29 protein-coding genes, 1 tRNA gene and 1 pseudogene are annotated in these 25,873 nt (G+C 65.2%); 11 read left to right on the top strand and 20 right to left on the bottom strand.

Annotated features, from left to right (window positions below; genetic code table 11):
• Positions 1-56 precede the first annotated feature (56 nt).
• The 3 genes from BM118_RS38745 to BM118_RS38735 all read right to left on the bottom strand — a co-directional run bounded on the left by BM118_RS38745 (position 57) and on the right by BM118_RS38735 (position 3,055).
• Positions 57-806, bottom strand: a complete 750-nt coding sequence (locus tag BM118_RS38745) for a vWA domain-containing protein (RefSeq protein WP_092193119.1) — start codon at positions 804-806, stop codon at positions 57-59.
• A 120-nt stretch (positions 807-926) separates the two neighbouring features.
• Positions 927-1,787 carry an alpha/beta fold hydrolase gene (locus BM118_RS38740; protein WP_092193117.1) on the bottom strand — a complete coding sequence of 287 codons (861 nt, stop codon included), beginning with the start codon at positions 1,785-1,787 and terminating at the stop codon, positions 927-929.
• A gap of 344 nt (positions 1,788-2,131) precedes the next feature.
• Positions 2,132-3,055: a division plane positioning ATPase MipZ gene (locus BM118_RS38735; protein WP_092193115.1), complete on the bottom strand. Its 924-nt coding sequence runs from the start codon at positions 3,053-3,055 to the stop codon at positions 2,132-2,134.
• Positions 3,056-3,338: 283 nt separating this feature from the next.
• Here BM118_RS38735 and panC point away from each other — a divergent pair, with 283 nt between their 5' ends.
• The gene (gene panC / locus BM118_RS38730) at positions 3,339-4,190 is read left to right on the top strand and encodes a pantoate--beta-alanine ligase (RefSeq protein WP_092193113.1); all 852 of its coding nucleotides are present in this window, start codon (positions 3,339-3,341) and stop codon (positions 4,188-4,190) included.
• An 83-nt stretch (positions 4,191-4,273) separates the two neighbouring features.
• Here panC and BM118_RS38725 read toward each other — a convergent pair whose 3' ends face one another.
• The 5 genes from BM118_RS38725 to BM118_RS38705 form a co-directional block, all read right to left on the bottom strand.
• Entirely contained in the window at positions 4,274-4,714 is a 441-nt protein-coding gene (locus BM118_RS38725; RefSeq protein ID WP_092193111.1) for a DUF1489 family protein, read from the bottom strand.
• A gap of 42 nt (positions 4,715-4,756) precedes the next feature.
• Positions 4,757-5,764, bottom strand: coding sequence for a hypothetical protein (locus BM118_RS38720; protein WP_092193109.1), 1,008 nt, complete (start codon positions 5,762-5,764; stop codon positions 4,757-4,759).
• 154 nt (positions 5,765-5,918) lie between these two features.
• Positions 5,919-6,122: a hypothetical protein gene (locus BM118_RS38715; RefSeq protein ID WP_011087923.1), complete on the bottom strand. Its 204-nt coding sequence runs from the start codon at positions 6,120-6,122 to the stop codon at positions 5,919-5,921.
• A gap of 187 nt (positions 6,123-6,309) precedes the next feature.
• Positions 6,310-6,678, bottom strand: a complete 369-nt coding sequence (locus tag BM118_RS38710) for a YidB family protein (RefSeq protein ID WP_177235072.1) — start codon at positions 6,676-6,678, stop codon at positions 6,310-6,312.
• Positions 6,679-6,764: 86 nt separating this feature from the next.
• Positions 6,765-7,427, bottom strand: coding sequence for a glutathione S-transferase family protein (locus tag BM118_RS38705; RefSeq protein ID WP_092193105.1), 663 nt, complete (start codon positions 7,425-7,427; stop codon positions 6,765-6,767).
• 121 nt (positions 7,428-7,548) lie between these two features.
• Here BM118_RS38705 and BM118_RS38700 point away from each other — a divergent pair, with 121 nt between their 5' ends.
• Together BM118_RS38700 and BM118_RS38685 are read left to right on the top strand one after the other, a co-directional pair.
• On the top strand, positions 7,549-8,265 hold the full coding sequence (locus tag BM118_RS38700) for a DUF599 domain-containing protein (RefSeq protein ID WP_092193103.1): 717 nt from the start codon (positions 7,549-7,551) through the stop codon (positions 8,263-8,265).
• A 1,136-nt stretch (positions 8,266-9,401) separates the two neighbouring features.
• Positions 9,402-9,653: a hypothetical protein gene (locus BM118_RS38685; RefSeq protein WP_244550339.1), complete on the top strand. Its 252-nt coding sequence runs from the start codon at positions 9,402-9,404 to the stop codon at positions 9,651-9,653.
• A gap of 12 nt (positions 9,654-9,665) precedes the next feature.
• Here the strand turns inward: BM118_RS38685 and BM118_RS38680 are convergent, their stop codons facing one another.
• The 4 genes from BM118_RS38680 to mgtE form a co-directional block, all read right to left on the bottom strand.
• Positions 9,666-10,595, bottom strand: a complete 930-nt coding sequence (locus BM118_RS38680) for a hypothetical protein (RefSeq protein WP_092193101.1) — start codon at positions 10,593-10,595, stop codon at positions 9,666-9,668.
• A gap of 49 nt (positions 10,596-10,644) precedes the next feature.
• The gene (locus tag BM118_RS38675) at positions 10,645-11,463 is read right to left on the bottom strand and encodes an aldo/keto reductase (protein WP_092193100.1); all 819 of its coding nucleotides are present in this window, start codon (positions 11,461-11,463) and stop codon (positions 10,645-10,647) included.
• Between the two features lie 118 nt (positions 11,464-11,581).
• The gene (locus BM118_RS38670) at positions 11,582-11,884 is read right to left on the bottom strand and encodes a helix-turn-helix domain-containing protein (protein ID WP_092193099.1); all 303 of its coding nucleotides are present in this window, start codon (positions 11,882-11,884) and stop codon (positions 11,582-11,584) included.
• Positions 11,885-12,067: 183 nt separating this feature from the next.
• Positions 12,068-13,489 (bottom strand): magnesium transporter, encoded by a 1,422-nt coding sequence (gene mgtE / locus BM118_RS38665; RefSeq protein WP_092193097.1) that lies wholly within the window; start codon positions 13,487-13,489, stop codon positions 12,068-12,070.
• Positions 13,490-13,605: 116 nt separating this feature from the next.
• On the opposite strand from mgtE, the gene BM118_RS38660 reads away from it, so the two are divergent.
• Positions 13,606-14,379 (top strand): polysaccharide deacetylase family protein, encoded by a 774-nt coding sequence (locus BM118_RS38660; protein WP_177235079.1) that lies wholly within the window; start codon positions 13,606-13,608, stop codon positions 14,377-14,379.
• A gap of 179 nt (positions 14,380-14,558) precedes the next feature.
• Positions 14,559-15,854: a polysaccharide deacetylase family protein gene (locus tag BM118_RS38655; RefSeq protein WP_092193093.1), complete on the top strand. Its 1,296-nt coding sequence runs from the start codon at positions 14,559-14,561 to the stop codon at positions 15,852-15,854.
• A 3-nt stretch (positions 15,855-15,857) separates the two neighbouring features.
• On the opposite strand, the gene BM118_RS38650 is transcribed toward BM118_RS38655, so the two are convergent.
• Positions 15,858-16,232 carry a hypothetical protein gene (locus BM118_RS38650; RefSeq protein ID WP_092193091.1) on the bottom strand — a complete coding sequence of 125 codons (375 nt, stop codon included), beginning with the start codon at positions 16,230-16,232 and terminating at the stop codon, positions 15,858-15,860.
• A gap of 289 nt (positions 16,233-16,521) precedes the next feature.
• On the opposite strand from BM118_RS38650, the gene BM118_RS38645 reads away from it, so the two are divergent.
• The gene (locus BM118_RS38645; protein WP_244550338.1) at positions 16,522-16,779 is read left to right on the top strand and encodes a hypothetical protein; all 258 of its coding nucleotides are present in this window, start codon (positions 16,522-16,524) and stop codon (positions 16,777-16,779) included.
• An 18-nt stretch (positions 16,780-16,797) separates the two neighbouring features.
• On the opposite strand, the pseudogene BM118_RS38640 reads toward BM118_RS38645, so the two are convergent.
• The 3 genes and pseudogenes from BM118_RS38640 to BM118_RS38630 all read right to left on the bottom strand — a co-directional run.
• A pseudogene (locus BM118_RS38640) lies at positions 16,798-16,923 on the bottom strand (cysteine hydrolase); the annotation flags it as partial.
• Between the two features lie 430 nt (positions 16,924-17,353).
• Positions 17,354-17,438: transfer RNA gene (locus BM118_RS38635), tRNA-Leu, on the bottom strand.
• Positions 17,439-17,630: 192 nt separating this feature from the next.
• Positions 17,631-17,873 (bottom strand): FliM/FliN family flagellar motor switch protein, encoded by a 243-nt coding sequence (locus BM118_RS38630; RefSeq protein WP_035714832.1) that lies wholly within the window; start codon positions 17,871-17,873, stop codon positions 17,631-17,633.
• 67 nt (positions 17,874-17,940) lie between these two features.
• On the opposite strand from BM118_RS38630, the gene lipB reads away from it, so the two are divergent.
• Both lipB and BM118_RS38620 read left to right on the top strand, forming a co-directional pair.
• Positions 17,941-18,690, top strand: a complete 750-nt coding sequence (gene lipB, locus BM118_RS38625; RefSeq protein ID WP_092193087.1) for a lipoyl(octanoyl) transferase LipB — start codon at positions 17,941-17,943, stop codon at positions 18,688-18,690.
• Between the two features lie 200 nt (positions 18,691-18,890).
• On the top strand, positions 18,891-19,604 hold the full coding sequence (locus BM118_RS38620; protein ID WP_177235078.1) for a DNA helicase: 714 nt from the start codon (positions 18,891-18,893) through the stop codon (positions 19,602-19,604).
• 59 nt (positions 19,605-19,663) lie between these two features.
• Here the strand turns inward: BM118_RS38620 and BM118_RS38615 are convergent, their stop codons facing one another.
• Positions 19,664-20,086, bottom strand: coding sequence for a tautomerase family protein (locus BM118_RS38615; protein WP_092193085.1), 423 nt, complete (start codon positions 20,084-20,086; stop codon positions 19,664-19,666).
• A 113-nt stretch (positions 20,087-20,199) separates the two neighbouring features.
• Here BM118_RS38615 and BM118_RS38610 point away from each other — a divergent pair, with 113 nt between their 5' ends.
• Positions 20,200-21,051, top strand: coding sequence for a LysR family transcriptional regulator (locus BM118_RS38610; RefSeq protein ID WP_092193083.1), 852 nt, complete (start codon positions 20,200-20,202; stop codon positions 21,049-21,051).
• Between the two features lie 12 nt (positions 21,052-21,063).
• On the opposite strand, the gene BM118_RS38605 is transcribed toward BM118_RS38610, so the two are convergent.
• The 3 genes from BM118_RS38605 to BM118_RS38595 are packed head-to-tail and all read right to left on the bottom strand — an operon-like array spanning position 21,064 to position 23,736.
• Positions 21,064-22,500, bottom strand: coding sequence for a TIGR01777 family oxidoreductase (locus BM118_RS38605; protein ID WP_092193081.1), 1,437 nt, complete (start codon positions 22,498-22,500; stop codon positions 21,064-21,066).
• Entirely contained in the window at positions 22,497-23,162 is a 666-nt protein-coding gene (locus BM118_RS38600) for a DUF4166 domain-containing protein (protein WP_092193079.1), read from the bottom strand. Before BM118_RS38600 ends, BM118_RS38605 begins: the two co-directional genes overlap by 4 nt.
• 16 nt (positions 23,163-23,178) lie before the next feature.
• Positions 23,179-23,736 (bottom strand): GbsR/MarR family transcriptional regulator, encoded by a 558-nt coding sequence (locus BM118_RS38595; protein ID WP_092193077.1) that lies wholly within the window; start codon positions 23,734-23,736, stop codon positions 23,179-23,181.
• Positions 23,737-23,890: 154 nt separating this feature from the next.
• Between BM118_RS38595 and BM118_RS38590 the strand changes: the two genes are divergently transcribed.
• Positions 23,891-25,411, top strand: coding sequence for a PAS domain-containing sensor histidine kinase (locus BM118_RS38590; RefSeq protein ID WP_177235071.1), 1,521 nt, complete (start codon positions 23,891-23,893; stop codon positions 25,409-25,411).
• A 237-nt stretch (positions 25,412-25,648) separates the two neighbouring features.
• Positions 25,649-25,873 (top strand): DUF4372 domain-containing protein (locus tag BM118_RS38585; RefSeq protein ID WP_143099468.1); only part of this gene is annotated, 225 nt, incomplete at its 3' end.

The raw sequence follows: 25,873 nt of genomic DNA, 5'->3' as shown, positions 1-25,873 counted from the left end.
TGTCGTCAAAAAGCATGGCGTCCTTTCGCCCGTCCGCATTTGGCAGATGTGACCTATTACTTCATCTGGCCGATCAGCTGGGCCGCACCGCTCGTGCTCTTCGCCAGCTTCAACAACGCCTCGCGGCCGCCGGCGGCATAGGTCGCGGCTGCCCGCAACAGCTCGCGCAGCTGTGCCGCCGCGCCGGGATCGAAACGGCACCAGGCTCCGCCGGTCAGGCGCGCGATCTCGCGAAAGGTCTGCTCGGCTACCGCGTCATGCCCCTCCTGAAACACGAACACGGGCACCTTGAGCATGCCGAGCTCGCCGGCCTTGGCGCAGAGCTCGTCAACCTTCTCCTCCATCGCATCGCCGACGAAGACCACGGCCCTTACGCCCGATGCGACCGCCTCGCGCCGCGCCTCGCTCAGCACCTTGCCGATCTGGGTGTCGCCGCCGCGGCAATCGATCTTGCTCATCAGCGTCGCGAGCCTGGTGCTGTCGGAGATCCACCCTGTGGCACGGCACTCGTTGAAGCCGCGATAGTAGACCAGCCGGATGTCGAGACTGCCGAGCGCCGCGGTCTCGCGAAACATGTCGGCCTGGAGCGCACAGGCCATGTCCCAGGTCGGCTGCCGGCTCATCGTCGCATCCAGCGCGAAGATCAGCCGCCCTTTCGCGCCGGGAGCATGCGGTGACAGCGCACGCGCCTTGGCGACAAAGGCGGCGATATCGTCCGAGGCCGACGTCCCTGCCTGCGGCACCGCGCCGCCGGCTTGCGGCGAGACGGCATCGCGGCCGCGCGGTTTGATGGGTTCGCCCGACATCCCTTGGCCCTGCGTGAACGACTAATGTGGTTAGCGCGTGCAGCCCGGTCAATGTGCAAAGCCTCCGCGGGCGAGCGCCGGCGGAGGCTTTGAAGGTCGTTTCTGACGATGATGAATACGTCAGCTCTTTGCGGGCGCCATCAGGGCGACCGGACCGGGCTCGAGAATCTTGGGCGGGGACGATTGCGTATCGACCGGCGCCACCTCGCTGTCAGTCGCGCTCAGGAACTTGTCGAGCATGCCCTGGATCGAGTTCTTGGCCGCATCCGGACCGGTGTCGCGCATGTCGTTGTGCTGGAATTCCGTCTTCACGACCTGGATGCCGGCCTTCTCGCATTCCTCGTCGCTCGGGATCACGCCCGCATCCGCCTTGAACTGCGGATCGGTGGAGCGGAACGACAGGATCTTGAACTTGCCGGCGGTGACGAACGGCACGCGCAGATTGTCGAGCGTGACGACCTTCTTGACCTCATCCGGATACTGCTTGGCGAAGTACATCGTGATGTCGCCGCCCATGGAGTGGCCGACCATCGTCACCTTCTCGTAGTCGGCGTTGGGCTGAACCTTCTTCATCTCCTGCATCGCCAGATGGATGTTGGCAACGCCGCGCAGGATCTGCGGCAACCGGCCGACATAGAGCTCGCCGGGCTTGGTCACCATCGGAGGATCGGTCGGCAAATCATGCTGCGGGCTCACGACGAGGTAACCGCGCGCAGCGAAAATGTTGGCGAGGAAGCCGTACTCGGTGTTCTTGACGGTGTTGCCATGGTTGATCACGGCGACAGGCATCGTGATCATGCCGGCATCGGCCTGCATTTCCTTGTCGCGACGGATCGCGATATCGACAGGCACCGGACGGTTGTCGCGCGAAGCGTCGTAGAAGGTGATGGTCTCGTGCCTGATCGCCCACTTGCTCGCCGTGAAATAGGCGACGCCGCAGAGGGCACTGACCGAAACCAGAACGGCAATTCCACGCTTCATTTTCGTCCTCAGCCTCAGGCTCTTGCGGCCTGAATCCCTGTTGAAAATCGTGTTGTTCCGGAGCTCTTCGGCCCCTGGTCGCCTATTCGCTAATATATGTCACAGGCACGTGACAGGAAGGCCAAATATTGTGAACTGGCAGCCCTTTCATTGTGCGCCGCACACGTTTCTTGGGCACTCCTCTCTCATATGACTACGTCAGGCTGTAGGTCACCATCTGACTCAACCGGTCTCGATTGGGTTCAATTTCGCAGTAAACGTAGAATGAAAACGGCCGAAGGCGGGCTCAGTTCCCGCGGGGACCAGCCCATGAGGTTGCCCGGAAGTAGCGATATACCGCTAACTTAGGCGCCGAGGATGTCGTGGACCTCGAGCGGCTTGTCGACCTGGCTGAACCACTCGGCGCGGTTGGCCGCGCGGCGGCGGCCGCGCTCGTCGAGCGGCAGCTTGAGCTGGCGGAGCAGGCTCGTCACCTCCTCCCGTGCAGTGAGATGGCCGAGATTGGGCCGCATGCCGAGCGTCGCCTCGTCGATCTCGTCGAGGGCGGTGAGGCCACGCGGGAAGAATTCGCGGTAGACGACGCGTTCGGCAAAGCCGTCGACATAGCGGAAGCCGAGCCGCAGCGACAAATCCTTCAACCCGTCGGCGACGAGCTGCTTGTTGCGCGAGCCGAGCATGGACAGGCGGTTGCGCACCACGATCCAGTCGGTGCTCGAGCCGTCGAGCTGGCGACGCTTGCGGCGGCTATCCCGCACCATCTCGGCATAGTGGCTCTCGCCGGTGACCGCATAGTTGGCGGGGTCGACGGTGCCGAGCACGTCGAAATCGAGGAAGCTGTCGTTGATCGGCGTGACCAGCGTGTCGGCCATCGAATGGGCGAGCCGCATCAGGTAGCTGTCGGTGCCGGGCGTATCGATGACGATGAAATCGAAACTGCTCTCGACCGCCGAGACCGCTTCCATGAACTGCTGGAACTCGGAGTTCTCGTTCTCGGCAATCTGCATGGTCTCGCCGAGCTTGATGCAGCGATGCACCGGCAGCTCGAGGTCGAGCTTGGTGCGACGAGCCCAGGCGGCGCGGTTGTCGATGTAGTGTGTGAAGCTTTGCTGGCGGCAGTCGAGGTCGATGGTGGCGACGCGCTGACCGGCCTTCAGGAGCGCAACCGCGATATGCAAAGCAGTGGTCGATTTGCCGGAGCCGCCCTTCTCGTTACCCAGCACAACGACGTGCGCCGAGCCCGATTGGCCTTGGCTAGCCTGCACAAGCATGGTGATCCTCAGCGCCCCTAAGCAATATCTTCGAGTTGACCGCGTCTGCGGTCAAGTGAAATGCGTGACAGGATAACGAAATCACAGCGCGCTAGTCTTCATCATGAATCGCGTCGCCGCATCACGTCTGTGATCCAACCCACAATGTTGCGACAGCCTCCGCAGCTTGGCGCGGGATGCTGTGCCGCATCCGGATGCATGGCGTCCACGATCGCTGCTTGTTAAGGTTAGCCGGCTGCGCCGCAGGCCGCGCCCAACCCATCCCCAAGCCCCCCGAGTCCCGATGCAACGAAGCCCCCTGATCGCCCGCACGGTCCCTGCGCTCCGACGCGCCGTCGATAATCTTCGCAAGCGAAAGGCCACGATCGCGCTGGTCCCGACCATGGGGGCGCTCCATGACGGACATGTGTCGCTGGTGCGCCTCGCCAGGCGGCGCGCCAGCCGCGTCGTGGTCTCGATCTTCGTCAACCCGACTCAATTCGCCCCGACCGAGGATTTCGGCGCCTATCCCCGGACCTGGAAGGCCGACATCGCCAAGCTCGCTGCCGAGGACGTCGACATCGTCTGGCACCCCGGCGTCGAGGCCATGTATCCGGAAGGCTTTGCGACCCGAATCGTGCCGGAGGGTCCGGCGCTGGCCGGCCTCGAGGACTGTTTCCGGCCCCACTTTTTCGGTGGCGTCGCCACCGTCGTCGGCAAGCTGTTCACGCAATGCCGTCCGGATGTCGCGGTCTTCGGCGAGAAGGACTTTCAGCAATTGCGGGTGGTGACGCAGATGGCGCGGGATCTCGATCTCGGCGTCAAGGTGATCGGCTCCCGCACCGTGCGCGAGCGCGACGGGCTCGCGATGTCATCGCGCAACGTCTACCTCTCCCCGCAGGAGCGGCAGACCGCGACCACGCTCTATCGCGCCATGAAGGACAGCGCCGGGCGCATCCGCGCCGGCGAAGCCATCGCGCCGGCGATGGCGCGCGGCGCCGCGACAATCAAGGCGGCCGGCTTCGTGCTCGACTATTTCGAGGCCCGTCACGCCGAGACGCTGGCTCAGGTCACCTCGCGCAAGGACGGCCCCCTGCGGATCCTGGTCGCAGCCAAGCTCGGCACGACCCGGCTGATCGACAATATCGCGGTCTAAAGCGCGATGACGACGTCGCGCTTTAGGTTATTGTTTGAGCATGATCTTTCCGGAAAACCGCTACACACTTTTCCGGACCATGCTCAGAGCAGCCCGAGATCGCGCAACTCGCGCCGCATCGGCTCCGGCATCGCCGCGATGGTGCCCGCGGCGGACTTGCCGAGATCGGGCGGCACGGAATCATCGGCGAGGTAGCGCCAGCCCTGGAACGGGCGCATCGGCCGCGGCGAGACCGGGATCACCTTCGGCTGCATCACGATCCGGCAGCGCCCGATGCCGTCCTTGTCGCGGAACGGCTCGATGGCGATGATCTTTTCGCGCGCGGCGATCTCGCCCTTGATGACCCAATAGAGCGACCCGCCCGAGAGGATCTCGGCGTCGCGCTTGGGCACCATGCGGGTGATGTGGATGTGATGTTGCGGCAGACCCTTCTTCTTGGCGGTCTGCATCCGTTCGGCCACCCACTCCTTCAATTCCTTGACGGAGTCGCAGCCGACGGCGAGCTTGATCAGATGGAGTGGCATGCCCCAGCATTAGCGGGCCGGCCGCAGGTTTTCAAAGCCGAACTATTCGTTATCCGCAGCCGCGGGAGCCGATGCCGCGGGAGCCGAAGCCGGCGGCGGCGCCAGCGGAACCGGTGCAGCTGCCGGTGCGCGCGCAGCCTTCGGCGCCGGCGGCTTCTTGGCGGCCGGTGCCGCGGGCGCTGCGGCCTGTGCCGAAGTCGCGGCCGGCGGGCGCGGCGCCGACGCTGCGTTCGCGGCGGGCGCGGCCTGGCGCGCCGACGCCGTGGGCGGCTCCGGATTCATGATGCTCACCGGCGGCGTCGACGAGGCGCTCGGGAACTCAGCGTTGGTCGGCTTGCCCGTCGGCATCGATGGCGGCAGCGCGGCGAGCGCACCTGCGGCCGGTACGGCCGATGCTGCCGCTGCGGGCGCGTTCCAGGTGGGCGCATAGCGCGCGACCAGCATGTCGTAGAGATGGGACTCCATGTTGGCGGCGACCTGCTGCTGATCGGTCAGCGAGCGGAAGGCGGCGCAATCGAACCGGGTGCAGCCGTCGCGCGCGATCAGCACCTGCGCGACGAAGCCGTAGCGATCGCGCTCCAATGCCTTGCGCAGCACCTTCATGTCCAGCGTCAGGCTCTTGTCGAGGGTCGCGGCATCGCCGAGCGCGGTCAGCCGGTCGATCCTGGCGGCGGTGTAGGAGACGGCCGCGGCCGCCGCATCCGGCGAGCCGAACAGCGCCTTCTCGCAGCCAACGGCCACCGCATCGCCGGCCAGATCGTCGAGGCAGGACAGCGCCGGCAGGCTTGCGATAACACCGGCCTGCGCGCGCGCCTCGGCTGGAGCTGCCTGCCCCGCCGGCCCATAGACGCGCACCGTGGCAGCCACCGCGATGGCGATGGCAAGCAGCGTGATGACGGTCAGCGCGCCGTTGGCGAGCGATCTCTCGGCGCGCAGCAGCGTGACCAGGAGGATGAATCCGAAGAAGCCGGCAGCCGCCAGCGTCATCCACATCGGAAAGGCCGACGAGTGCCAGGTTTCGTCGAGCGACGAGGCCCATGCCCAGTTCATGCGCGACGTCCCCTCACGCGAGCAAAGAGCGAATGGTCAAAGCGAGCACCGCGAGTCGGCAACTGCCCCCGGCCCACCTTTTGAAGGTGAAGCGGGCCTTTTGACGGCGAGCGGAGCAAATTCGTCCGCGACATCAATGGGCGGTGGCGGCGCTTCAGGAGAGCGCGAGCTGACTTTCCTTGGCGACACGTTCGAAAGCTTCGGTCGAGCTCTTGATCCGGTACTGGCAGTCGTCGCCTTCCGTCGGCAACAGGCGGATGATCTCGTACGAGCCGCTGGCAGCCGGGCGCGCAACGTTGCTGGCCGTGAACAATACGCGCGTTCCAACGGGGAATTTGTGCTTCAACACCCTCTCCATTACTCAAACAACGCCTGCCTCGCCCATGGTCCCACTGCGATGGCCGGCCGGAAACCCGGCTGTTGTATAGCACGCATGCGGCGTTTTTGGCCAGCCTCATCCGAGCATGGCAAACACCCCAATCTTGAAGTCTTTTCAGGACGATAACGGGAACAACGGGCCACGGTAATACCGCTGGAACCGGGCCTCAGGCGGTATGGGGCAAATGACCCTGCGGGCTCGCCTGATCCACCGCCTTGGGCAGCTCCTGGGCCAGGATCTGGCCCAGCTGGTCGACCGGGATGTTGTAGCGCGCTGCCAGCTGGCGGACGGTGTCGTTGCCGAGCACGGCGCGGAGCTGGTCCCCCGAGATCGGCAGGTTCTGGCCGTTGCCGAGCCAGGATTTGACCTGGTCACCGAACCCGGCCTGCTGAAGCTTGGCGACGATCGCGCTGAGGCCGCCCTGATTGTTGCTGCCGAGCACCTCGCTCAAGACAGCCGGCAGCACGGCGGCGCCGAGCTGGCCGAGCGCGCTGCGGAGCGCGGGGTTGTTTTCCAGCGTGTCCAGGATTCCCATGGCGTGCCTCTCCCAAGCCGCAGCTCCAGCACGATTGAGCGCCGCCGGCCGGCGTATCGTCAAGCGGCGCCCGATCACATTCGCGGTTACGCGTCCTCGAACTTCGCGATGACGAGCGTCTCGGCAAGTCCCTCGCGGGTCCATTCCTGGAATGCCGGCAGCGCCATCATCGTCTCCATGTACGCCTTGGTGTCCGGCGCGACGTCGATCGCATAGGTGCGGAAGCGGTGCACGACCGGCGCGTACATCGCATCCGCCGCGCCGAACCGGCCGAACAGGAACGGTCCCTTGGCACTGTGGCGCGCCCGGCACTCGCGCCAGATCTCCTCGATGCGCGCAACGTTGGTTTTCGCATCGGCCGACAGCGTCACGGGGCGGATCGGCCGGTGCAGGTTCATGCCGCATTCGCTGCGCAGGGGCACGAAGCCGGAATGCATCTCGGCGCACACCGAACGGGCATGGGCGCGAGCCGCGGCATCATCGGGCCACAGCTTCACTTCCGGATAGCGCTCGGCGATGTATTCGATGATCGCGAGTGAATCCCACACCGTGGTGTCGCCGTCGACCAGCACGGGCACCTTGCCGGCGCGGCTGAAGGACAGGATCTGCTCCTTGTCCGCGGGGTTATCCGTGTAGAGCGGGATCAGGGTCTCCACGAACGGGATGTCGTTGGCGCGCAGCGCGAGCCAGGGCCGCATCGACCATGACGAGTAGTTCTTGTTGCCGATGGCAAGTTTTAGTGCAGCCATGTCACTGGTCCTTCCGAGTCTCTGGATGCGGCTGCTTTTAGCGCCATCGCCTGCCGTCAATCAATCGTTGCTGCGCCCGGCCTTGCGTGGCAATCGTTGCGATGCTCGCGAGGAGAGAGACATGGGCAGGCATTGGGTCGACATCACCGCCGTCGGCTTCTTCATCGTCGAATGGCTGGTCTATGCCCTGACGCTGGAACATTCGGCCTATGGCCGCGACAGCCTGTCGGCGCGCATGAACCGTTATCGCGAGGTCTGGGTGCGCCGGCTGCGCGACCGCGAGACGCGCATGGTCGACATGCAGATCATGGCCTCGCTCCAGAACGGCACCGCCTTCTTCGCCTCCACCAGCCTCATCGCACTCGGCGGCGCGCTGGCACTGCTGCACGCCACCAACGACGCCATCACGATCCTGAGCAAGCTGCCGGTCGACCTCAGCACCTCGCCCGCAATGTGGGAGCTGAAATGCGTCGGTCTCGTGCTGATCTGCGTCTACGCCTTCTTCAAGTTCGCCTGGGCCTATCGCCTGTTCAACTATGTCGCCATCCTGTTCGGCGGCATGCCGCCGGCGTCCCAGCGCGACACCCCCGCGGCCGAAGCCCATGTCATCCGCACCACGCGCCTGTTCGAATCCGCCGGCCGCCATTTCAACCGCGGCCAGCGCGCCTTCTTCTTCGCGCTCGGCTATCTCGGCTGGTTCGTCAGCCCCTGGGTGCTGTTCGTGACCACGGCAGCCGTGGTGATCGTGACGTGGCGCAGGCAGTTCGCCTCGAGCGCATGGTCGGCGATGGCGCCGGAGGTGGTGGCGGATGAGGGGATGCGGAAGCGCGGGCATTGACCCCAACTCTCTCCACACCGTCATTGCGAGCGCAGCGAAGCAATCCAGAATCTTTCCGCAGAGGAATTCTGGATTGCTTCGCTGCGCTCGCAATGACGGAGTATGAGGCATCGACTTCGTCCTCCAAGTACCACTGTCATTCCCCGCGAAGGCGGGGAATCCAGTACGCCGCGGCTCCTCGGCTGAACCACAATTGTCTCGGAGTACTGGATCGCCCGGTCAAGCCGGGCGATGACAGCGAGCAGTTGGATGCAGACACGCCTTCGCAGCCTCGCGGCGCAATTCGCCCGAGCTTTGCTTCGTTGCTCCACCCTCTTGAGCCAAGAGGGCGCAGGGAAGGCCGGGTGCTGACCTGGCACCCGCGGTCTGCCGCGCGAAAGGCACACGCAGAAAACCGCACAGCAGCATACAGGTGTAGCCAATCACTCGGCCTTCCCTGCGCAGTGGTTGGACGGCTTATGCCGTGCTCTCCCGGGAGCCGAGTTCGTTCTGGCCTCCCTCGCCTTCGCGGAATTCACCGGCACCGCGCCGGTTGACGCGACTGCCGCCTCCGCAAGAGCTTGACCGTAGCAACGACGGTCAGGACCACACGGTTTTGCCGTACGCACGGCTCGCCATTTCGCCGCGGTTTTTCCAGCCCTGTCGACGGAGCCGGAAACCTGCTGGCGAGACGAACCTGACAGCGCCGCTCGTCTGGCACGAAGTTTTGGGCTCACGGAGAGCAATCCGCCCTGCCCGCAACTCTCGCGCCCGACGCTGCCGCGTCCACCGCAAGCCCGGCTCGCGAAAATGACGACACAAGATCGCCCCTCAAGGATGAGCCGGGATAGGCGACACATACGACAAATCCGAATTTCGGTAAAGCGGAATATTTTTGGGAAGAAGGCTTGACACCATTAGCGGTGTTTTGCCCGTCGGGTAATGGTTTGCTTTGGATGCCGTTGAGAAACGCAACGACGAGGTCGTCGCCAGCGAGCGGTACATTGCAACGACGGCCTATCGCGTGCAGGCATTGACCGAACAGTCAGCGCGAGCTTCTACAGCGCCGCGGGCACTTCACCCAAGGTTGCAGGCAGCAGTTCGACGCGCTATAGACGCAGCATTGAGAATACTCAAAACATAATTCCGGGGGCGAAATGAACAAGCTGATGATCGCGGTTGCCGTGACCATTCTCGGAGTATCAACGGCCAAGGCGGCTCCACTTTACGAATGCGGTGGCGACCCGGCCTGCCAGGCCAAGCGCGACAGCATGTCTCGCGCCACATATGACCGAAACATCAACCAGTGCCTCGCCTCCGCGGGCGCGACGCGCGAGCAGTGGCGAGCTCACGCAGTGCCGAAGCCCGCCGCCGACAAGGTCCGCGCCTGTCTCGCCGCGCGCGGATAGCCGCGAGGCAACTTATCCCCCGCCAAAATCCCGCGGCGAGAACGGCAAGTCCAACACCTTCCATTCCTCGTATTTGTCGGCCGGCAGCATCTTGTACGGCTGGCAGGCCTGAAGCGCGCTCGTCGCCGACTTCACGATAGCCACGCCCTTCGCGGATGGCGGGGCTTCGATCAGGATCGGCGGGCGCGCCAGCGTGCCGTCGGTGGCGAGCACCGTGCGCAGCTTGATGTGGACGGTGTCGGTCGGGTCGACCCCGGCCGGCAGTTTTGCGCAGCTTCTCAAGTGCCGACGAAACTCGGCGATGACCTCAGGTGGAAGCTTCGCGCCGATCGAATCCCTGGCGTCGCCGCCGTCGTTCTTGGGGGCGTCTTTCGGCCCGATCGGCAGTTCGGGCGGCAGGCCCAGCATGACGCCGTATTTGAGGGTGACGTCGGGTTCGGGAGCCTGATAGGCCGGAGGTGCGGCCTGCGGCTGCGGCTGTTGCGGCGGCAACTGCGATGGCCGCGGTTGCTGAGGCGGCTGCTGGGGCTGCGGCTGCGCGGTGGCCTCACGCTGCTTCGGCGCCTGTGAGGGGGGCGGCTGTTTCTGCTGCGTCGGCTGCTCCGGTTCGGGCCGCGCCTTCTGCTGCGATGATTGCGACGCGGCCTGCTGCTTGGCGGCCGGCTTCGCTGGATCCGCCTGTTCGGTGACATCCAGTTTCGGCAGTCTCAGGTCGGGCATCGGCTCCGGCGGCTTTTTCTCCGCTTCTTCCTTGGCCTTCTCCTCGGCTTTGGCCTCCTCCTCCTTCACCTGCTCCGGCGTGACGATGTCGACCGTAACAGTTTCCGGCAGCTGGCTGCGAAACGGATGGACCTCGCTGATCACGATGATCAGCGCCACCAGCGTCAGATGCGCGATCGCCGACGCCGCAATGTCCGTCCGTATGATCTTCCGCAGTTCCATCGCCCGATCTTGGGTTGCCGCCCTGCTCCTAGCATACGGCAGCCCGCCCTCAATCCCATTTTGGCGCGAAGCCAAAGTCGGTCAGGCGGCCCTTGGGGTTGGCCAGAGCGGCGATCCGGGCCATCTCGTCGTCCGTCAGCTCAAAATCGAAGATCTCGATGTTCTCCGACAGACGCTCGATGCGCGAGGTGCGCGGGATCGCTGCGACGTTCTGTTGCACGAGCCAGCGCAGGCAGACCTGCGCCGGCGTCTTGCGATGCACCCGCCCGATCTCGGCGAGCGTCTGGTCGGTCTTGATGCGGCCCCTGGCGATCGGGCTGTAGGCGACCAGCGCGAGCCCATGCTGGTCGCAGGCCGCCCTCACCTTGGCCTGGTCCAGATAAGGGTGAAATTCGACCTGGTTGCAGACGAGCGGCTCCGGCGACAGCGCGACCGCCTGCTCGATCAGCGCCACCGTAAAATTGGAGACGCCGATGTGGCGCGTCAGGCCCATTTGCCTGGCATGCGACAGCGCGCCAAGCGTCTCCGCCAGCGGCACGTGCGAATTGGGCCAGTGCAGCAGCAGAAGATCGACGGAGGGAAGCCGCAGGCGCGCGAGGCTCTCCTTCACCGACCGTTCGAGGTCGTTGGGCGCGAAATGGTTAGTCCAGACCTTGGTGGTGAGGAAGATGTCGTCGCGGCGCACGCCGGAGGCGCGCACGCCATCGCCGACCTCGCGCTCGTTGTCATAGACCTGCGCGGTGTCGATGTGGCGATAGCCGAGCCGCAGCGCCTGCTCGACCACGCGCCCACATGGCCGCCCGCTCAGCTCCCAGGTCCCGAGCCCGATCGCCGGGATCCTTGCACCATTGGCCTCGACGAACAGCATGAGGAATCCTCTCTGTTGCGGTCGCCCCGAGACATTATGGACCGGGTCCGAGAGGCTGCCAACGGAAGCCGTTGCAACCGGGCCGGTTATTCAGCGCAATGCTAATGGGAGGTTCGCGTCAGGCTTTGGCAAGCGCCTGGAACACCGTGTCGGGCGCATGCGCGATCACCGCGAGCAGCGCGCGGGCCGGTCCGCGCGGGGCGCGCTTGCCCTGCTCCCAGTTGCGGATGGTCTCGACGGGAACGCCGAGCTTGGCGGCGAACTCCATCTGGGTCAGGCAGGCGCGGCGGCGCAGGTCGCGCACCGCGAGCGAGCCGGTGTCGGCCGGCGCGGCATTGGCCGTGGGCTGGACCGGAAATTCCTGCCCGTCCCGCAACTCGACGATCCGTCCGTCCGCCTTCAGCCGCAACCGCATGTCCATTCCCCCAAGCGCGGGCGATGATGCGTCAGGTCGCTTAAGTTCGGATTAAAGATGATGGCGGGTCGTCATTCCGGGGCGCGCGGAGCGCGAGCCCGGAATCCATCGCGCACCGGAGCACGCCGACAAATGGATTCCGGGCTCGCGCCAAGTGGCGCGCCCGGAATGACGGAGCGGAGGCGAGAGCTACCTCAACCCGAACCACAAGGTCGCAATGCCGAGGAAGGAGAAGAACCCGACCACATCGGTCACCGTCGTCACGAACGTTCCCGACGCCACCGCCGGATCGGCCCGGACACGTTCGAGCGCCATCGGGATCAGGATGCCGCCGAGCGCACCGGCGACGAGGTTGCAGATGATCGCAAGCCCGATGACGATGCCGAGGCCCGGGATCTTGAACCAGGCCACCGCGGCGATGCCCGTGATCACGGCGAAAGCGAGCCCGTTGACGAGGCCGACCAGGCCTTCGCGCATCACCACGCGCCAGGCATTGGAGGAGCCGAGCTCGCGGGTCGCGAGCGCGCGCACCGCGACCGTCATGGTCTGGGTCGCGGCGTTGCCGCCCTGGCTCGCCACGATCGGCGCGAGCACCGCGAGCGCGACCATTTTCTCGAGCTGGCCCTCGAACAGGCCGAGCACGGAGGACGCCAGGAAGGCGGTGGCGAGGTTGACCAGCAGCCAGTTGAACCGCGCCCGGGCAATGGTGAACACGGTATCGGAGAGTTCTTCGTCGCTGGTGACGCCGCCGAGCGCCTTGAGGTCTTCGGCCGCCTCTTCCTCGATGACGTCGACGACGTCGTCCACGGTGATGACGCCGACCAGGCGGTCCTGGGTGTCGAGCACGGGCGCTGCGACGAGGTTGTACTTGCCGAACATCCGCGCCACCTCCTCCTGGTCCTCCAGGACGGAGACGCGGCGGCGATCCTCGTCGGTCAGCTCGGCAAGCGCCACCGGGCGGCGGGCGCGGAGCAGGACGTCGAGCGAGACCGCGCCCTGCCAGTGCTGGTCCTTGTCGACGACATAGATCTCGTAGAAGCGGTCGGGCAGATCCGGTGTCTCGCGCATGTAGTCGATCGCCTGCCCCACGGTGAAATCCTGGGGCACGGCGATGAACTCGGTCTGCATCCGGCGGCCGGCGGAATTTTCCGGATACAGCAGGCTGCGCTCGAGCGCGACGCGCTCGCGCAAGGGCAGCTTCTCGAGGATCTCCTCCTGCTCGTCCTCGTCGAGGGTCTCCAGCAGCTCGACCGCGTCGTCGGATTCGAGATCGCGGACGCCTTCCGCGACCGTCTCCGGCGGCAGCTCATCGAGGATCTCCTCGCGGACGCTCTCATCGACTTCGTTCAGCGCCGAAAAGTCGAAGTCGCGGCCCGTGAGTTCGACCAGGCGGACGCGGTCGTCGGGCTCCAATGCGCCGATCAGATCGCCGAGATCGGCCTCGTGCAGCTCGGCAACGCAGGCGCGCAGCGCCGCACTGTCGCCGGCTTCGATCGCACGGGCAATTTCCTCGACGAATTCGTGACGAATTTCGCCGTCTTCATTGCGCATCGGCACGTGGTCGAGTACCGAGGCCTCGGCGGATGGGGCACCGTCCATATGTTCGTCCATGGCGCGCCTCGCCGTTTGACAGGTTGGAACGAGTGGTATGAGCTGATGGTTCAGGCAATACCCACAAGGCAACTCCGAGCGCAATGGCAAAGATGCTTCGACTGATGTGGACATCGATGTCGGCGGGCGCGGTGCTCGCGGCCCTCGCCGGCGTCGCCTCGACTGAGGCCGCCGAGTGCCCGCGCAAGGATGCGCTCGGCACCTCGCGCATTCTGGGCGTCGACGCCAGGACCACGCCGCGCGTGGGCTTGAAGAGCTTTCCGCAGACGCTGCCGCTTGCCGATCGCGAGGTCGTGCTGACCTTCGACGACGGCCCGTATCCGCCGACGACGTCGAAAGTGCTGGCCGCGCTGGCGCAGGAATGCGCGCGCGCGACCTTCTTCCTGATCGGCCAGCCCGCCTCCGAACATCCTGACATGGTCAAGCGCATCGCGCGCGAGGGCCACACCATCGGCCATCACACCTGGTCGCACCCGTTCATGGCGCGGATCCCGTTCGACAAGGCCAAGGCCGAGATCGACCGCGGCATCGCCGCTGACGAGATGGCGCTGCACGGGACCTCGACCACGACGCCCTCGACGCCGTTCTTCCGCTTCCCCTATTTCGAGGCGACGCAAGCCGAGCTCGACCTGCTCCAGTCGCGCGGCATCGTCGTGTTCGGGGCCGATCTCTGGGCCAGCGACTGGGAGGAGATGACGCCGGAGCAGGAACTGAAGCTGATCACCGAGCGGCTCGCCGCCGCCGGCAAGGGTATCATCCTCTTCCACGATCCCAAGGCGCGCACGGCCGCGATCATGCCGGCTTTCCTGCGGTACCTGAGGGAGAACGGCTATCGGGTGGTTCACATCGTCCCGGCGGGCGCAGCGCAGAAGAATGCCGACACGCGCTGATGCCGGAATGTCACGCCGGCGCAAAATGGGGTGATTTGGGCCCTATTAACAGTCTGTTCATGATACGCCATGCAAGTATTGAGGCGGGCTCGTCATGGAAAAGGTTCTGGTGCCTGAACCGTTTCCTGATGTCTCCGACCTACTATGGCGGCAATCGCGTGTGAGGGCTGACGGAATTCATGATCGGAAGTAGCGTTGTTGTTCGGACGCGATCGTGGATCGTCCTCTGTTTGGGCTTGCTGACCGTTGGCACACCGACGGCCTTTGCAGCCGACTGTCCCGGGCACCCGGACGCGCTCGGCACCTCCCGCACCCTCGTGGTCGATCCGCACGAGCATCCGCGCATCGGTACCATGCAGTACCGCGAGACGCTGCCGCTGAAGGACCACGAGGTCGTCCTGACCTTCGACGACGGTCCGCTGCCGAAATATTCCAACCAGGTGCTCCAGATCCTCGCCGACGAGTGCATCAAGGCGACCTTCTTCATCATCGGCAGCCAGGCCAAGGCGAACCCTGAAGGGGTGCGCAAGCTGGTGGCGGCGGGCCACACCGTCGGCACGCACAGCATGAACCATCCGCTGACGTTCGACCGGATGCCGACCGAAAAATTCGAGCCCGAGATCAACGGCGGCATTGAATGGACTTCGGCCGCGATGACCGATCCGTCCAAGCTCGCGCCGTTCTTCCGCATCCCCGGCCTGATGCGCGCCGAGGGCGTCGAGAATTATCTGATCTCGCGCGGCATCCAGGTCTGGAGCGCCGACTTCCCCGCCGACGACTGGCGGCATGTGTCGTCCGATCGCGTCTACCAGCTCGCGATCCAGCGGCTGGAGGCCAAGGGCAAGGGCATCCTGCTGCTGCACGACATCCAGGCCCGCACGGTGGCGGCGCTGCCCAAGATCATCCGCGACCTCAAGGCGCGCGGCTATCGCATCGTGCACGTGGTCCCTGCGACCGCGGAGCGGCCGGTGACGCCGACCATTCCGGTGGAATGGCTGCTGCATCCGCCGACCGAGACCGTGCCGATCGCGCGCTGGCCGGCCGTGCCGAACTTCGTGTTCACGCAGACCCAGACGCTTCCGGCGCCCTCGCTTGCCGATCTCAATGCGCAGACCGGGCATCAGCCGCTGCTGCCGCGCCGGACCATGGCGCAGGCGAATGTCGCCGCCACCCTGCCCGTGCCCGACCGCGATCTGTTCACGATTCCCGAGGGCTCGATCGAGGTCTTGCTGTCCACGACATTGTCACGGCGTGCCGCGACACGCCTGGCAATGGCGGCCGAGACTCCCCGTGCGGCGAAGGGCAAGGCTGCCAAGTCGCCGGCACACCGCACCGCCCACGCTGCGCACGGCGCACCGAAGCATGCCGCGCAGGCCAAGAACACGGCCCCCAAGAGCACGGCCCCCAAGAGCACTGCACCGAGCGCCGCGCCGCGTCCGACCCGCGTGGCCAGCCTGAAGAAGCGCGCGCAGTAAGCTCTACTGCCGCATGATGCTGGCAACGCAGAGCAGCACGATCAGCGCCAGGAAGAACAGGTCCATATAGGACTTGAGCTCGCCGTCGCGGCGCAGCCGCGCAACGTCCACCACGATCTGCTTGCGCGTCGAGGTTCCGCCCGAGCCGTCGTTGATCGGGGCCTGAAGGCGCTTGGTCTCGGCTTCCAGCTTCTCGATCTTCTGGAAGAAGTAGAACGCCCGCAGCGTCGAGGCCGCGCGCATGCCGGTATAGACCAGCACCAGGATCGCGACGATCGCCCGGTTTTGATATTTCTCCAGGAAGTTCAGGCTGAAATAGACCATCGCCATGAACGCGAAGTTGGTCACGAAGCGGTAGACGAAGCTTAGAAAGACCATACTGGCTCCAGCCCAGAGAAGACGCGCAAGCGCGTCGTGTTGCGACTTCGGGGATATGGGATGCAGGCCGGAACAGTCGGCCTGGATGCCGCGCAGGCCCGTCTACGCCAACTTTGTTTCAACAAAGATACTATCCGCCCACAACTCGCCGCCTTTTAGCCACGCGCGGCCATAATGCAAGCCGGGCCACGACGGCCGGCCTGTCCCGCGCGGGTGTCCGCAACGCTCAATGGCGATTTGGCGGAAGTCGCGATAGAATGGGGCTCGCCGCCACATGTGGGGTCTGCCGATGCCGAAGAAAGGAATCACGGGCCACGACGACTGGGTTCTGACGGAGGCCCTCGCGACCGCGCTGGTCGCGCTGGAGCAGCTCGAGCCGAAGCACCAGCCGAGCGCGCATATGGACGACATCCGCAAGATGCTCTCGAGCGGCAAGGAGCCGGCGGCGGTGAGCCTGCACCTCGCCCAGGCCAAATGCCGCCTGTTTCCGAACTCGGATCCGCTTCAGATCTACAAGGAATACGGGATCGGCGAGGAATATGGCTGAAGGGGCCGGGTCATCACCCTACTCCCGCCAGAACTCCGCCAGTTCTTCCGCGATCACCAGATCGACCTGGCCGTGGAAGCGGGTGCGATACATGGTCATCAGCGCATCGTGCCCGACGTCGGACGAGTTGCACAGAGCGTCCTCGAAAAAGGGCCGGGATTGCTGAACGCGGGGCAAAGATGTTCTGCATGTCGATGCAGAGGTGAACCGCATCCCAGATGTCGGCAATTTCCGACGCACTGTCCCTCATCGTCCTCCACCGTCAAACGCATGGCCGCGCGACGGCATCTCCGCGGCGAACTCATCGGCTGCAATGCGCGTCCGACAGCCATCGTTCCGCGGTCATCCCAGGTGGACGAAGCCCCACGCCACCAGCGCACACCATCGCGCCGGCGAATCGCGGGATCGATCTACCGCGTCAGCGGAATGATGAGGAAGATCGCCGCGTTCGATCGGACCGATCACGCGACGGCTTCGACCGACGCAAGCGGCGGGCGGAAACGAACTGGCGTGGTGCCAGTCCCGGGCCTACATCGGAAAAACTTCAGGGATTTCAAAGCCAAATTCGGCTTTGTGGTGCGCTCGGAGGGACTCGAACCCCCACGATTTTACTCACTGCCACCTCAAGGCAGCGCGTCTACCAGTTCCGCCACGAGCGCTTTGGGGATGCCGGCCTGAGGCTTGAGGGCCGGCCGGATCAACGGCGCCGATCTAACAAATCCATCAGGGGGGTACAAGCCTGCAAAGGCCCAGAATTCCACAAGCTTGGCAGGAAATTCTCTCCCTGCCCGGATCGGCCCTATCGGGTGCCCGGGGCCGCATGCCCAGGCCGCCACCGCGTGCCCAGGGCCCTACCGGGTCCCAGCGGTGCGCGGCAGCATCTGCTTGACCTCGACCGCGATCCGGTTGCGGTCGACCAGCACGACGCCGGAGGCGACCGGCAGGTTGTTGGCCAAAACCTTGACCTCGTCGGCCTCGGTTGCGTCCAGCTCGATGATGGCGCCGCGGGAAAGACGTAATACCTGATGGATCGGCATGGTGGTCGTCCCGAGGACGACCATGAGATCCACGGTGACTTTATCGAGAGTGGGCACTGTCAGGACCGCCGCAACTTGAGACTAGCATTTGCGCCTGCAATCATCACCACGTTATGGTTAGCCAATGGTTAATTCGCCCCAAAACCCTCGCCAAGACCAGCGTCAAGACCTCGATTTGACGTCGTTTTCCGCCTCCACGGGCACGCCCGTGGAGTGGCGGATCTCGGACGCGCCGGTACCCTATCCGGAGGCCGTGGCCGCCATGGAGGCGCGGGTCGCCGCGATCGCGGCGAGCGAGGCGCCGGAGCTGGTCTGGCTGCTCGAACACCCCCCGCTCTACACCTCCGGCACCTCGGGCAAGGAATCTGACCTGCTCGATTCCCGATTCCCGATCTTTGCCACCGGGCGCGGCGGGCAACTGACCTATCACGGGCCCGGCCAGCGGGTGGCCTACATCATGCTCGACCTCAAGCGGCGCCGGCCAGACGTGCGGGCCTATGTCGCGAGCCTGGAGGAATTGATCCTGCGCACCCTTGCCGCCTTCAACGTCCGCGGCGAGCGGCGCGAGGACCGGGTCGGCGTCTGGGTGAAGCGCCCCGACAAGGGGCCCGAGCACGAAGACAAGATCGCGGCGATCGGCGTCCGGCTGAAGCGCTGGGTGTCGTTCCACGGCATCGCCATCAATGTCGAGCCGGAGCTGTCGCATTTCGCCGGGATCGTGCCCTGCGGCGTCGCCGATCCCCGCTACGGCGTCACCTCGCTGGTCGATCTCGGCCAGCTCGTGACGATGGCCGATGTCGACATCGCGCTTCGGCAAGCGTTCGAAGAGCTGTTCGGGCCGACCCGCGCGCTGGTGCCGGAAGCGATCGCTTAGGCGCTTTCCTGTTGGAGACGCAGCGCCCGCGTTCTCGGCGGACGCGGAATCGGCTATGTCTGATTCCGGCGTCGCCCACGCCTCCCCCCTCCGCCGGGAAAGCAGACCTCATGCCGGGCGATGAGATCATCGGACCGACTGTTCGAGCGCCAGGCATAAGGAGGGATTGCGCTTTCTGCTCGCAATGGGAGGTTCTCTCGATGAAGTTATCTGCACCCATCTACCATCTGAAGCGGAAAGCAAAACGCCTGTCCCGCGAGGAAGGCATTCCGCTGCACGACGCGCTTGACCGCATCGCCACGACAGAAGGGTTCTCCACCTGGAGCATGCTCGCAGCGAAAGCCGCCGCGATGACGCCGGCCAATCGGCTGTTCCCGCAATTCCGGCCGGGTGACCTGGTGCTGGTCGGGGCGCGCCCCGGTCAGGGCAAGACGCTGATGAGCCTCGAACTTGCCGTGGAGGCGATGAAGTCGGGCCATCGCGCCGCGTTCTTCTCGCTCGAATACACCGAGAAAGATGTGCTGGAACGCCTTCGGGCGATCGGCGTCGACCCCGTGCAATTCGCTGATATGTTCGAGGTCGATTGCTCGGACGCGATCAGCAGCGACTACGTCGTGAAGCATATGGCCGCAGCGCCCCGCGGCACGGTCGTTGTGATCGACTATCTGCAACTGCTCGACCAGAGGCGGGAAAACCCTGACTTGACCGTTCAGGTGCGCGCACTGAAATCGTTCGCGCGCGACAAGGGGCTGGTTATCGTCTTTATCTCGCAGATCGATCGATCCTATGATCCCTCGATCAAGCCCTGCCCTGACCTCAGCGATGTCCGCTTGCCGAACCCGCTGGACCTGAAGCTGTTCGACAAGACGTGCTTCCTGAACAATTCCGAAGTTCAGTTCCGCGCGGCGAGCTGACGAGCCCCGCGCAACCGGTTCAGGCCGCGGGTGGGATTGTTCACCCGCGGCCTGCAACATCATGCCGCCTTCAGCGCAACCTCGAGCTTGCCGGCGATGTAGCGGCGCTCCTGGGTCAGGCCGCCAAAACCGTAGGCGTCGCCCTTGACCTCGTCGACATGCAAATAGGTCTCGGGGTGCAGCGGGCCCAGAATTTCGGCCATGCGCTTGAACATCGCGGCGAGATAGGCCGCCTTCTCGTCCTTGGTGTTGGTGCCTTCGCTGACGTGGATGTCGATCCAGTAGCTTGCGAGCTTCTGCTCGGCGAGCGATTTGCCGCCGGCGAACCAGTCGCCCGCCTCGACCGACTTCACGATGATGGCGGTCACCTTGGGATCCTTGTGCAGGATCTTTGCGGTGAGCTCGGACACGGCATTCGCGATGTCGGCTTTCAGCGAGGGTGACTGGCGGGAGGTGGTGTAGGACACGGTGATCAGGGGCATGGTCGTTCTCCTCAAGATGCCGCACTGGCGTTGCGCGGTGGTGATGAGAAGCTAGACCTCCCCTCGTCATTTTGGTATCTTATCTCTGTTGATATCAGTGATAACTATTCATAATGACAGCCACTCTCGACATCGCCACCATCAAGGCCTTCCTGCTGGTCGCCGACCTCCAGAGCTTTACCCGCGCCGCCGAAGCGCTCGGCACGACACAGGCGGCCGTCAGCCTCAAGCTGCAGCGGCTGGAGACGTTGCTGGGGAAGCGGCTCGTCGAGCGCTCGCCGCGCGCGGTCCGGCTCACCGCCGACGGCGCAGCATTTCTCGAACGCGCCCGCGCGCTGATCGAGGCGCATGACCGCGCATTGTCCGGCGAGGCTTCAGCCGCGCAGTCGCTTTCGCTCGGCATCTCCGACCACGCCGCGGGGCCCGAGTTGGTGCCGCTGCTCGAACGCCTGCACGCGATGTCCTCGAACCTCACGCTCGCCGTCACGATAGGCTTCTCGCGCGAGATGCAGGACGCCTATGACGCGGGCCGGCTCGACGCGGTGATCGTCCGCCAGGAAGGCAGCCGCCGCGGCGGCGAGAAGCTGGCCGAGGACGAGTTCGGCTGGTTCGCGTCACGCCGCTTCGCCCTGCCCAAGGGTGAGCCGCTGCCGCTCGCGACGCTGGCCCCGCCCTGCGGCGTTCGCGCCATTGCGGTCCGCGCGCTCGACAAGGCCGGCGTCGCCTGGCGCGAGCGCTTTGTCGGCGGCGGCGTCACGGCGGTGGTCGCGGCCGCGCTCGCGGGTCTTGCGATTGCGCCGCTGGCGCGGCGGATCGCGCCCCCCGGGCTCATCGACATCGGGCCGGCGCACAAGCTGCCGAGGCTCGGCAGCTCGAAGGTGATGCTGCATTCGAAGGTCAGCGATCCCGCGAAGCTGGCAGCGCTGCGGGCGGTGGCGGCGACGTTCAAGAGCGTCGCCGCCTGACATGACATCACCTCACAGGATCGCCTCGAACGCGCTGCGCAGCGTCTCGTGCCGAAACACAAAACCGCGGCTCAGCGCCTTGTTCGGCAGCACGCGCTGACCGCCGAGCAGGAGCTCATCGGCAAAGCCGCCGCCGATCCGGCGCAAGAGACCACCGGGAATACGAAACACCGCGGGCCGATGCAGGCGGCGGCCGAGCTCCTCGGTGAACTTTGCATTGGTGACCGGGATCGGCGCGGTGGCGTTGACGGGCCCAGTGAGATCGGGCGTCGCGATCACATAGGCGATCAGCCGAATGAGATCGTCGCGCTCGATCCAGGACATCCACTGCCGCCCGGTGCCGAGCGGCCCGCCGAGTCCGAACTCGAACGGGGTCAGCATGCGCGTGATGAAGCCGCCCTCGGTGCCGAGCACGAGGCCGATGCGCAAATAGACCACGCGCACGCCAAGCTCCTCCGCCGGCCGCGCTGCCTGCTCCCAGGCCGCGCACAGCTCGTGGCTGAAGCAGGCATGCGACTTCGCCGATTCCGTCAGCACCTGGTCGGCCCACAGGCCGTACCAGCCGATCGCGGAGCCGCTGACGAGCACGTCGGGCTTGTGGTCCAGCCGCGCGATCAGTTTGACGACCTCGCCGGTCATGTCGATGCGCGACTTCAGTATCTCTGCGCGCTTCGCCTCGGTCCAAAGGCCGTTGCCGATCGGCTCGCCGGCGAGATTGACGATGGCGTCGATACGCATGTCCGAGGCGAGTTGATCGAGGCTGGTGATCAGCGTCACCGGCGGCGGCAGCAGATCGGCCTTCGCCGGGTTGCGAATGAGCGCGATGACGTGATGCCCTGCCCCGCCGAGGCTCGCCGCAAGGCGGCTGCCGATGAAGCCGGTGGCACCTGATATCAGCACGGTCTTGTGGCCCGGAAGTTTCTCGACGAGCCCGGCTGCCGGTGCGCACTTCATGCGGCCGAGCCGGCGCACCGCCGCAAAATCCCTGACGCCGCAGAGCGCCGCGCCGACCGCGCACGCGGTCGCGGCGATGCTGAGCAGGCCCTGATGCACGATCGTCACGCCGAACGGCTGCATCGCCCAATCGATCAGCACCGGCAGCAGCAGCACCAGGATGGCGCCGTAGTTGATCGCCAGCAGCGTGTGATTGATCCGCTCGCTCGGCGGCAATTTCCGGCTCAGATCCTCCTCGACGAAATCCATCAGCGTGATGACGATCTCGGCGACCAGCACCGCGACGATCAGCAGCGCCAGCGCGCCGTGAACCTCGAGCCAGCCGAGCACGAGGAACAACAGCGCATAGAGCATGTTGCGGACGCCGTGCAGCTTCAGCTCGAAGCGTTGCGACACCCGCCAGGCCAGGCGCTCGGTGAATTCGTGATGATAGAAGGTGTCGAACACGCCCATCACGATCTGGACGGCGATGAGGATCCACAACAGCGGCGTCATGATACGGCTTCCCTGAAGGTGGCGGACTGGTGGATCAGCGCACCGTAACGCGGGTGGGTGACATCGAGGGTGAAGCGGAAGGCGCCCTCGCCGAGATCGCTGTGCGTCACCGTGAGGTCGCCCGGCGTGAGCCATCGCGGCAGCGGGATCCACAGGCGTCCGAGCTGGAGGCCGTAAGCAGCGCTGCGGAAGGTCAGCACCTGGTCCTCGACGGCGATGCGCAACGCCATCGAGACGCCGAGGCCGACATATTCCTCGAGCCCGGTCGGGCCGGCGAAGCGTTTTGCGGAATGGATCACCTGCGGAAAGCCGCGCTTGCGGGCGCAGATGCGCGTCCAGGTCTGGCCGCCGCTTGCGCCGTCCTCGGTGACCGTCACGATCATCGGCACGCCGGTGTCGCGGCCGGTCGGCAATGGCCCGCCGATCAGGCGTGCGAGTTGCGCCAACCACCAGCCGGCGTCGCTGAAGGCGACCTCGTCGACCACGCCGACATAAACGACGTTGTCGCCGTCGGCGACGCGTTTGGAAAAGCGCCGCCAGGTCGCGAGCGGCAGGCGTCCCCAGTCCTCGTCCGACAGGAGCGCACGGAAGCGGCGGTCGTCGAGCAGTTTGGTGTGAGTGGGGGGAGATGCGCTGGAGCCTGATAATCGAGCCGACGTCATCGCACCCTCCCTCGCGCTATTTGACCTTGCCCAGCGGCAGCAGGTTGGCGATCTTCTCGCCAAGCCGCATCAGGGCGACCAGCCGCGGCCGCGGCACCTTCAGCATCTGCAGGAACCAGTGGTCGGCGAGCTCGGTGAAGGCGAGCATCTCCTTCAGCCGTTTGCTTGCGACCGGATTGATGGTCAGATCGTCGGCGGCATCGGACACGCAGGCCCTGAGCGCCGTGATCGCCGGATCGAGCTCGCGCTCCTTGCGCCGTGCCGCGATCCGGGCCGCAACCTCCCAGATGTCGGTCTCGGCTTCGAAATGATCGCGGCGGTCGCCGAGGATCGGCACGCGCCGGATCAGGTTCCAGGCCAGCAGCTCCTTGATCGAGTTGGAGACGTTGGAGCGCGCCATGCCGAGCGTGTCGGCGATGTCTTCGGCGGTCATCGGCGCCTCCGCGAGATAGAGCAGCCCGTGGATCTGGCTGACGGAGCGATTGACGCCCCATTCGTCGCCCATGTCGCCCCAATGCAGGATGAAGCGCTCGACGGCGGCGGGGAGTTTCTTCTTTCCGGTCATTTCTGTCATAACAGAAATATCTGACAGATAAGATTGCGTGTCAAGCCCTCCCCGGGCGGCCTGCCCGTGCATACCGTCCGCCGCATTTGCCTAAGAATGTCCCAGAAATCGGGAACCAAACGACCCATTCGGCGTTTGCACCGGTCGAGTCAGGGTGTCCGAAATGGTTAGAAAGTCCAATCAGCAGAGAGACTTGTTCGAGAGCGAACGCAGTTTCCGGCTGTTGGTCGAAGGAGTTGCCGACTACGCCTTGTACATGCTCGATCCCAAGGGGATCATCACGAGCTGGAATATCGGTGGCGAGCGCATCAAGGGCTATTCGTCCGACGAGATCGTCGGCCAGCACTTTTCGCGCTTCTACACCGAGACCGACCGGGCCAATGGCAAGCCCGCCCGCGCACTCGGCATCGCCCGCGACAAGGGCCGCTACGAGGAAGACGGCTGGCGCGTCCGCAAGGACGGCACCTTCTTCTGGGCGAGCGTTGTGATCGACCCGATCTACGAGGACCGCGAGCTCATCGGCTTCGCGAAGATCACGCGCGACATCACCGAGCGACGCAACACGCAGCTCAAGCTCGAGACGATGCAGAAGCAGCTCGCCGAATCCCAGAAGTTCGACGCGCTCGGCCAGCTCACCGGCGGCGTCGCCCACGATTTCAACAATCTCCTGATGATCATCAGCGGCAGCCTTCACACCCTGAAGCGGGGCACCGACGACGATGCCAAGCTCCAGCGCGCGATCTCGGCAATCGAGACTGCGACCAGGCGGGGCGCCGCGCTGACCAACCAGCTCCTCACCTTCGCGCGGCGACAGAGCGTCAACCCGCAGGCGATCGACTTTTCCGAGCGCATCGGGGCGATCCGCGAGGTGCTCGAGGCCGGCGTCGGCAGCTCCGTGCGCCTCGCCTTCGACATCGACCGCGAGGTCTGGCCGATCAGGACCGACGTCTCGGAGTTCGAGACTGCGCTGCTCAATCTCGTCATCAATGCCCGCGATGCGATGCCCGACGGCGGCACGGTGACGATCAGTGCCCGCAACGTCGTGCTGGACGAGTCGCCGCTCGCCGGCGAGTTCGTCGCGATCGACATCGCCGACACCGGGCTCGGCATTCCCGCCGACGTCGTCGACAAGATCTTCGAGCCGTTCTTCACCACCAAGCCGATCGGCAAGGGCACCGGTCTCGGCCTGTCCCAGGTGCACGGCTTTGCGCATCAGGCCGGCGGCACGGTGAAGGTCACAAGCGAACTCGGCAAGGGCACGACTTTCGGCATCCTGCTGCCGCGCGGAACGGATGTGCCGGCGCGGGAAGCTGCGGAGGCGATGCCGTTCCGCGGCAGCGGCACAGTGCTGCTGGTCGAGGACAATCCGGAGGTCGCCATCGTCAGCATCGGCTTGTTGGAGCAGCTCGGCTACCGCGTTCGCCGCGTCCCCGACGCCGAATCCGCGCTGCGCGAGCTCGAGCAAAACGGCGTCGACTTCGTCTTCTCGGACATCGTGATGCCCGGCAAGATGGACGGCCTCACCCTCGCCCATCACCTGCGCCTGATCCGCCCCGGCCTGCCGATCCTGCTTGCCACCGGCTACAGCGAGGCCGCCGCCGACGTGCGCGGCGACTTCCCGATCCTGCGCAAACCCTACGAGATCCACGAGCTGAGCGAAGCGATCGCGAAGTTGCCAAGGTGATCTTCACCTCTCCCCGCTTGCGGGGAGAGGTCGAATTCGATCGCAGATCGAATTCGGGTGAGGGGGTACAGGTCTCTCGACGACCGCTCGTGTGGAGAGAGGCCCCTCACCCCAACCCTCTCCCCGTAAGAACGCAGGGCTGTCCGGGGAATGATTCACTGTGTCGCGGAGCATGCCCGGTTTAACCGGCGTGAAGCAGGTACTTTCTGGTTGTCGAGACTCAGAAGGTGACCGGGCATGCGGTTTAGCGATAGCATTTTTGGAAGGCTCCTTGAACCGATCAATCGGCGGCAATTTCAGGCTGCTGTGGATCGTGTGGACGGGGATGCCTACGACAAGTCGTTCAAGAGCTGGGATCATTTGGTCGCGCTGATCTATGCGCAACTGAGCGGTCACGCCAGTTTGCGTGCCGTGGTGACGGGCTTCAACGCCAACCCTCAGCACCACTATCATCTGGGAACG

It is taken from the genome of Bradyrhizobium sp. cf659, from assembly GCF_900113725.1.
In the GTDB taxonomy this organism is placed as follows: Bacteria; Pseudomonadota; Alphaproteobacteria; order Rhizobiales; family Xanthobacteraceae; genus Bradyrhizobium.
Note: the sequence above shows the minus strand (reverse complement) of the source record. Positions and strands in the feature narration are given on the sequence as shown.

Excerpts from the sequence above, each read along its gene's own strand:
- BM118_RS38745 (WP_092193119.1), bottom strand. The coding sequence starts at position 806 with ATGTCGGGCGAACCCATCAAACCGCGCGGCCGCGATGCCGTCTCGCCG.
- BM118_RS38740 (WP_092193117.1), bottom strand. The coding sequence starts at position 1,787 with ATGAAGCGTGGAATTGCCGTTCTGGTTTCGGTCAGTGCCCTCTGCGGC.
- BM118_RS38735 (WP_092193115.1), bottom strand. The coding sequence starts at position 3,055 with ATGCTTGTGCAGGCTAGCCAAGGCCAATCGGGCTCGGCGCACGTCGTT.
- panC (WP_092193113.1), top strand. The coding sequence starts at position 3,339 with ATGCAACGAAGCCCCCTGATCGCCCGCACGGTCCCTGCGCTCCGACGC.
- BM118_RS38725 (WP_092193111.1), bottom strand. The coding sequence starts at position 4,714 with ATGCCACTCCATCTGATCAAGCTCGCCGTCGGCTGCGACTCCGTCAAG.
- BM118_RS38720 (WP_092193109.1), bottom strand. The coding sequence starts at position 5,764 with ATGAACTGGGCATGGGCCTCGTCGCTCGACGAAACCTGGCACTCGTCG.
- BM118_RS38715 (WP_011087923.1), bottom strand. The coding sequence starts at position 6,122 with ATGGAGAGGGTGTTGAAGCACAAATTCCCCGTTGGAACGCGCGTATTG.
- BM118_RS38710 (WP_177235072.1), bottom strand. The coding sequence starts at position 6,678 with ATGGGAATCCTGGACACGCTGGAAAACAACCCCGCGCTCCGCAGCGCG.
- BM118_RS38705 (WP_092193105.1), bottom strand. The coding sequence starts at position 7,427 with ATGGCTGCACTAAAACTTGCCATCGGCAACAAGAACTACTCGTCATGG.
- BM118_RS38700 (WP_092193103.1), top strand. The coding sequence starts at position 7,549 with ATGGGCAGGCATTGGGTCGACATCACCGCCGTCGGCTTCTTCATCGTC.
- BM118_RS38685 (WP_244550339.1), top strand. The coding sequence starts at position 9,402 with ATGAACAAGCTGATGATCGCGGTTGCCGTGACCATTCTCGGAGTATCA.
- BM118_RS38680 (WP_092193101.1), bottom strand. The coding sequence starts at position 10,595 with ATGGAACTGCGGAAGATCATACGGACGGACATTGCGGCGTCGGCGATC.
- BM118_RS38675 (WP_092193100.1), bottom strand. The coding sequence starts at position 11,463 with ATGCTGTTCGTCGAGGCCAATGGTGCAAGGATCCCGGCGATCGGGCTC.
- BM118_RS38670 (WP_092193099.1), bottom strand. The coding sequence starts at position 11,884 with ATGGACATGCGGTTGCGGCTGAAGGCGGACGGACGGATCGTCGAGTTG.
- mgtE (WP_092193097.1), bottom strand. The coding sequence starts at position 13,489 with ATGGACGAACATATGGACGGTGCCCCATCCGCCGAGGCCTCGGTACTC.
- BM118_RS38660 (WP_177235079.1), top strand. The coding sequence starts at position 13,606 with ATGTCGGCGGGCGCGGTGCTCGCGGCCCTCGCCGGCGTCGCCTCGACT.
- BM118_RS38655 (WP_092193093.1), top strand. The coding sequence starts at position 14,559 with ATGATCGGAAGTAGCGTTGTTGTTCGGACGCGATCGTGGATCGTCCTC.
- BM118_RS38650 (WP_092193091.1), bottom strand. The coding sequence starts at position 16,232 with ATGGTCTTTCTAAGCTTCGTCTACCGCTTCGTGACCAACTTCGCGTTC.
- BM118_RS38645 (WP_244550338.1), top strand. The coding sequence starts at position 16,522 with ATGCCGAAGAAAGGAATCACGGGCCACGACGACTGGGTTCTGACGGAG.
- lipB (WP_092193087.1), top strand. The coding sequence starts at position 17,941 with ATGGTTAATTCGCCCCAAAACCCTCGCCAAGACCAGCGTCAAGACCTC.
- BM118_RS38620 (WP_177235078.1), top strand. The coding sequence starts at position 18,891 with ATGAAGTTATCTGCACCCATCTACCATCTGAAGCGGAAAGCAAAACGC.
- BM118_RS38615 (WP_092193085.1), bottom strand. The coding sequence starts at position 20,086 with ATGCCCCTGATCACCGTGTCCTACACCACCTCCCGCCAGTCACCCTCG.
- BM118_RS38610 (WP_092193083.1), top strand. The coding sequence starts at position 20,200 with ATGACAGCCACTCTCGACATCGCCACCATCAAGGCCTTCCTGCTGGTC.
- BM118_RS38605 (WP_092193081.1), bottom strand. The coding sequence starts at position 22,500 with ATGACGCCGCTGTTGTGGATCCTCATCGCCGTCCAGATCGTGATGGGC.
- BM118_RS38600 (WP_092193079.1), bottom strand. The coding sequence starts at position 23,162 with ATGACGTCGGCTCGATTATCAGGCTCCAGCGCATCTCCCCCCACTCAC.
- BM118_RS38595 (WP_092193077.1), bottom strand. The coding sequence starts at position 23,736 with ATGACAGAAATGACCGGAAAGAAGAAACTCCCCGCCGCCGTCGAGCGC.
- BM118_RS38590 (WP_177235071.1), top strand. The coding sequence starts at position 23,891 with ATGGTTAGAAAGTCCAATCAGCAGAGAGACTTGTTCGAGAGCGAACGC.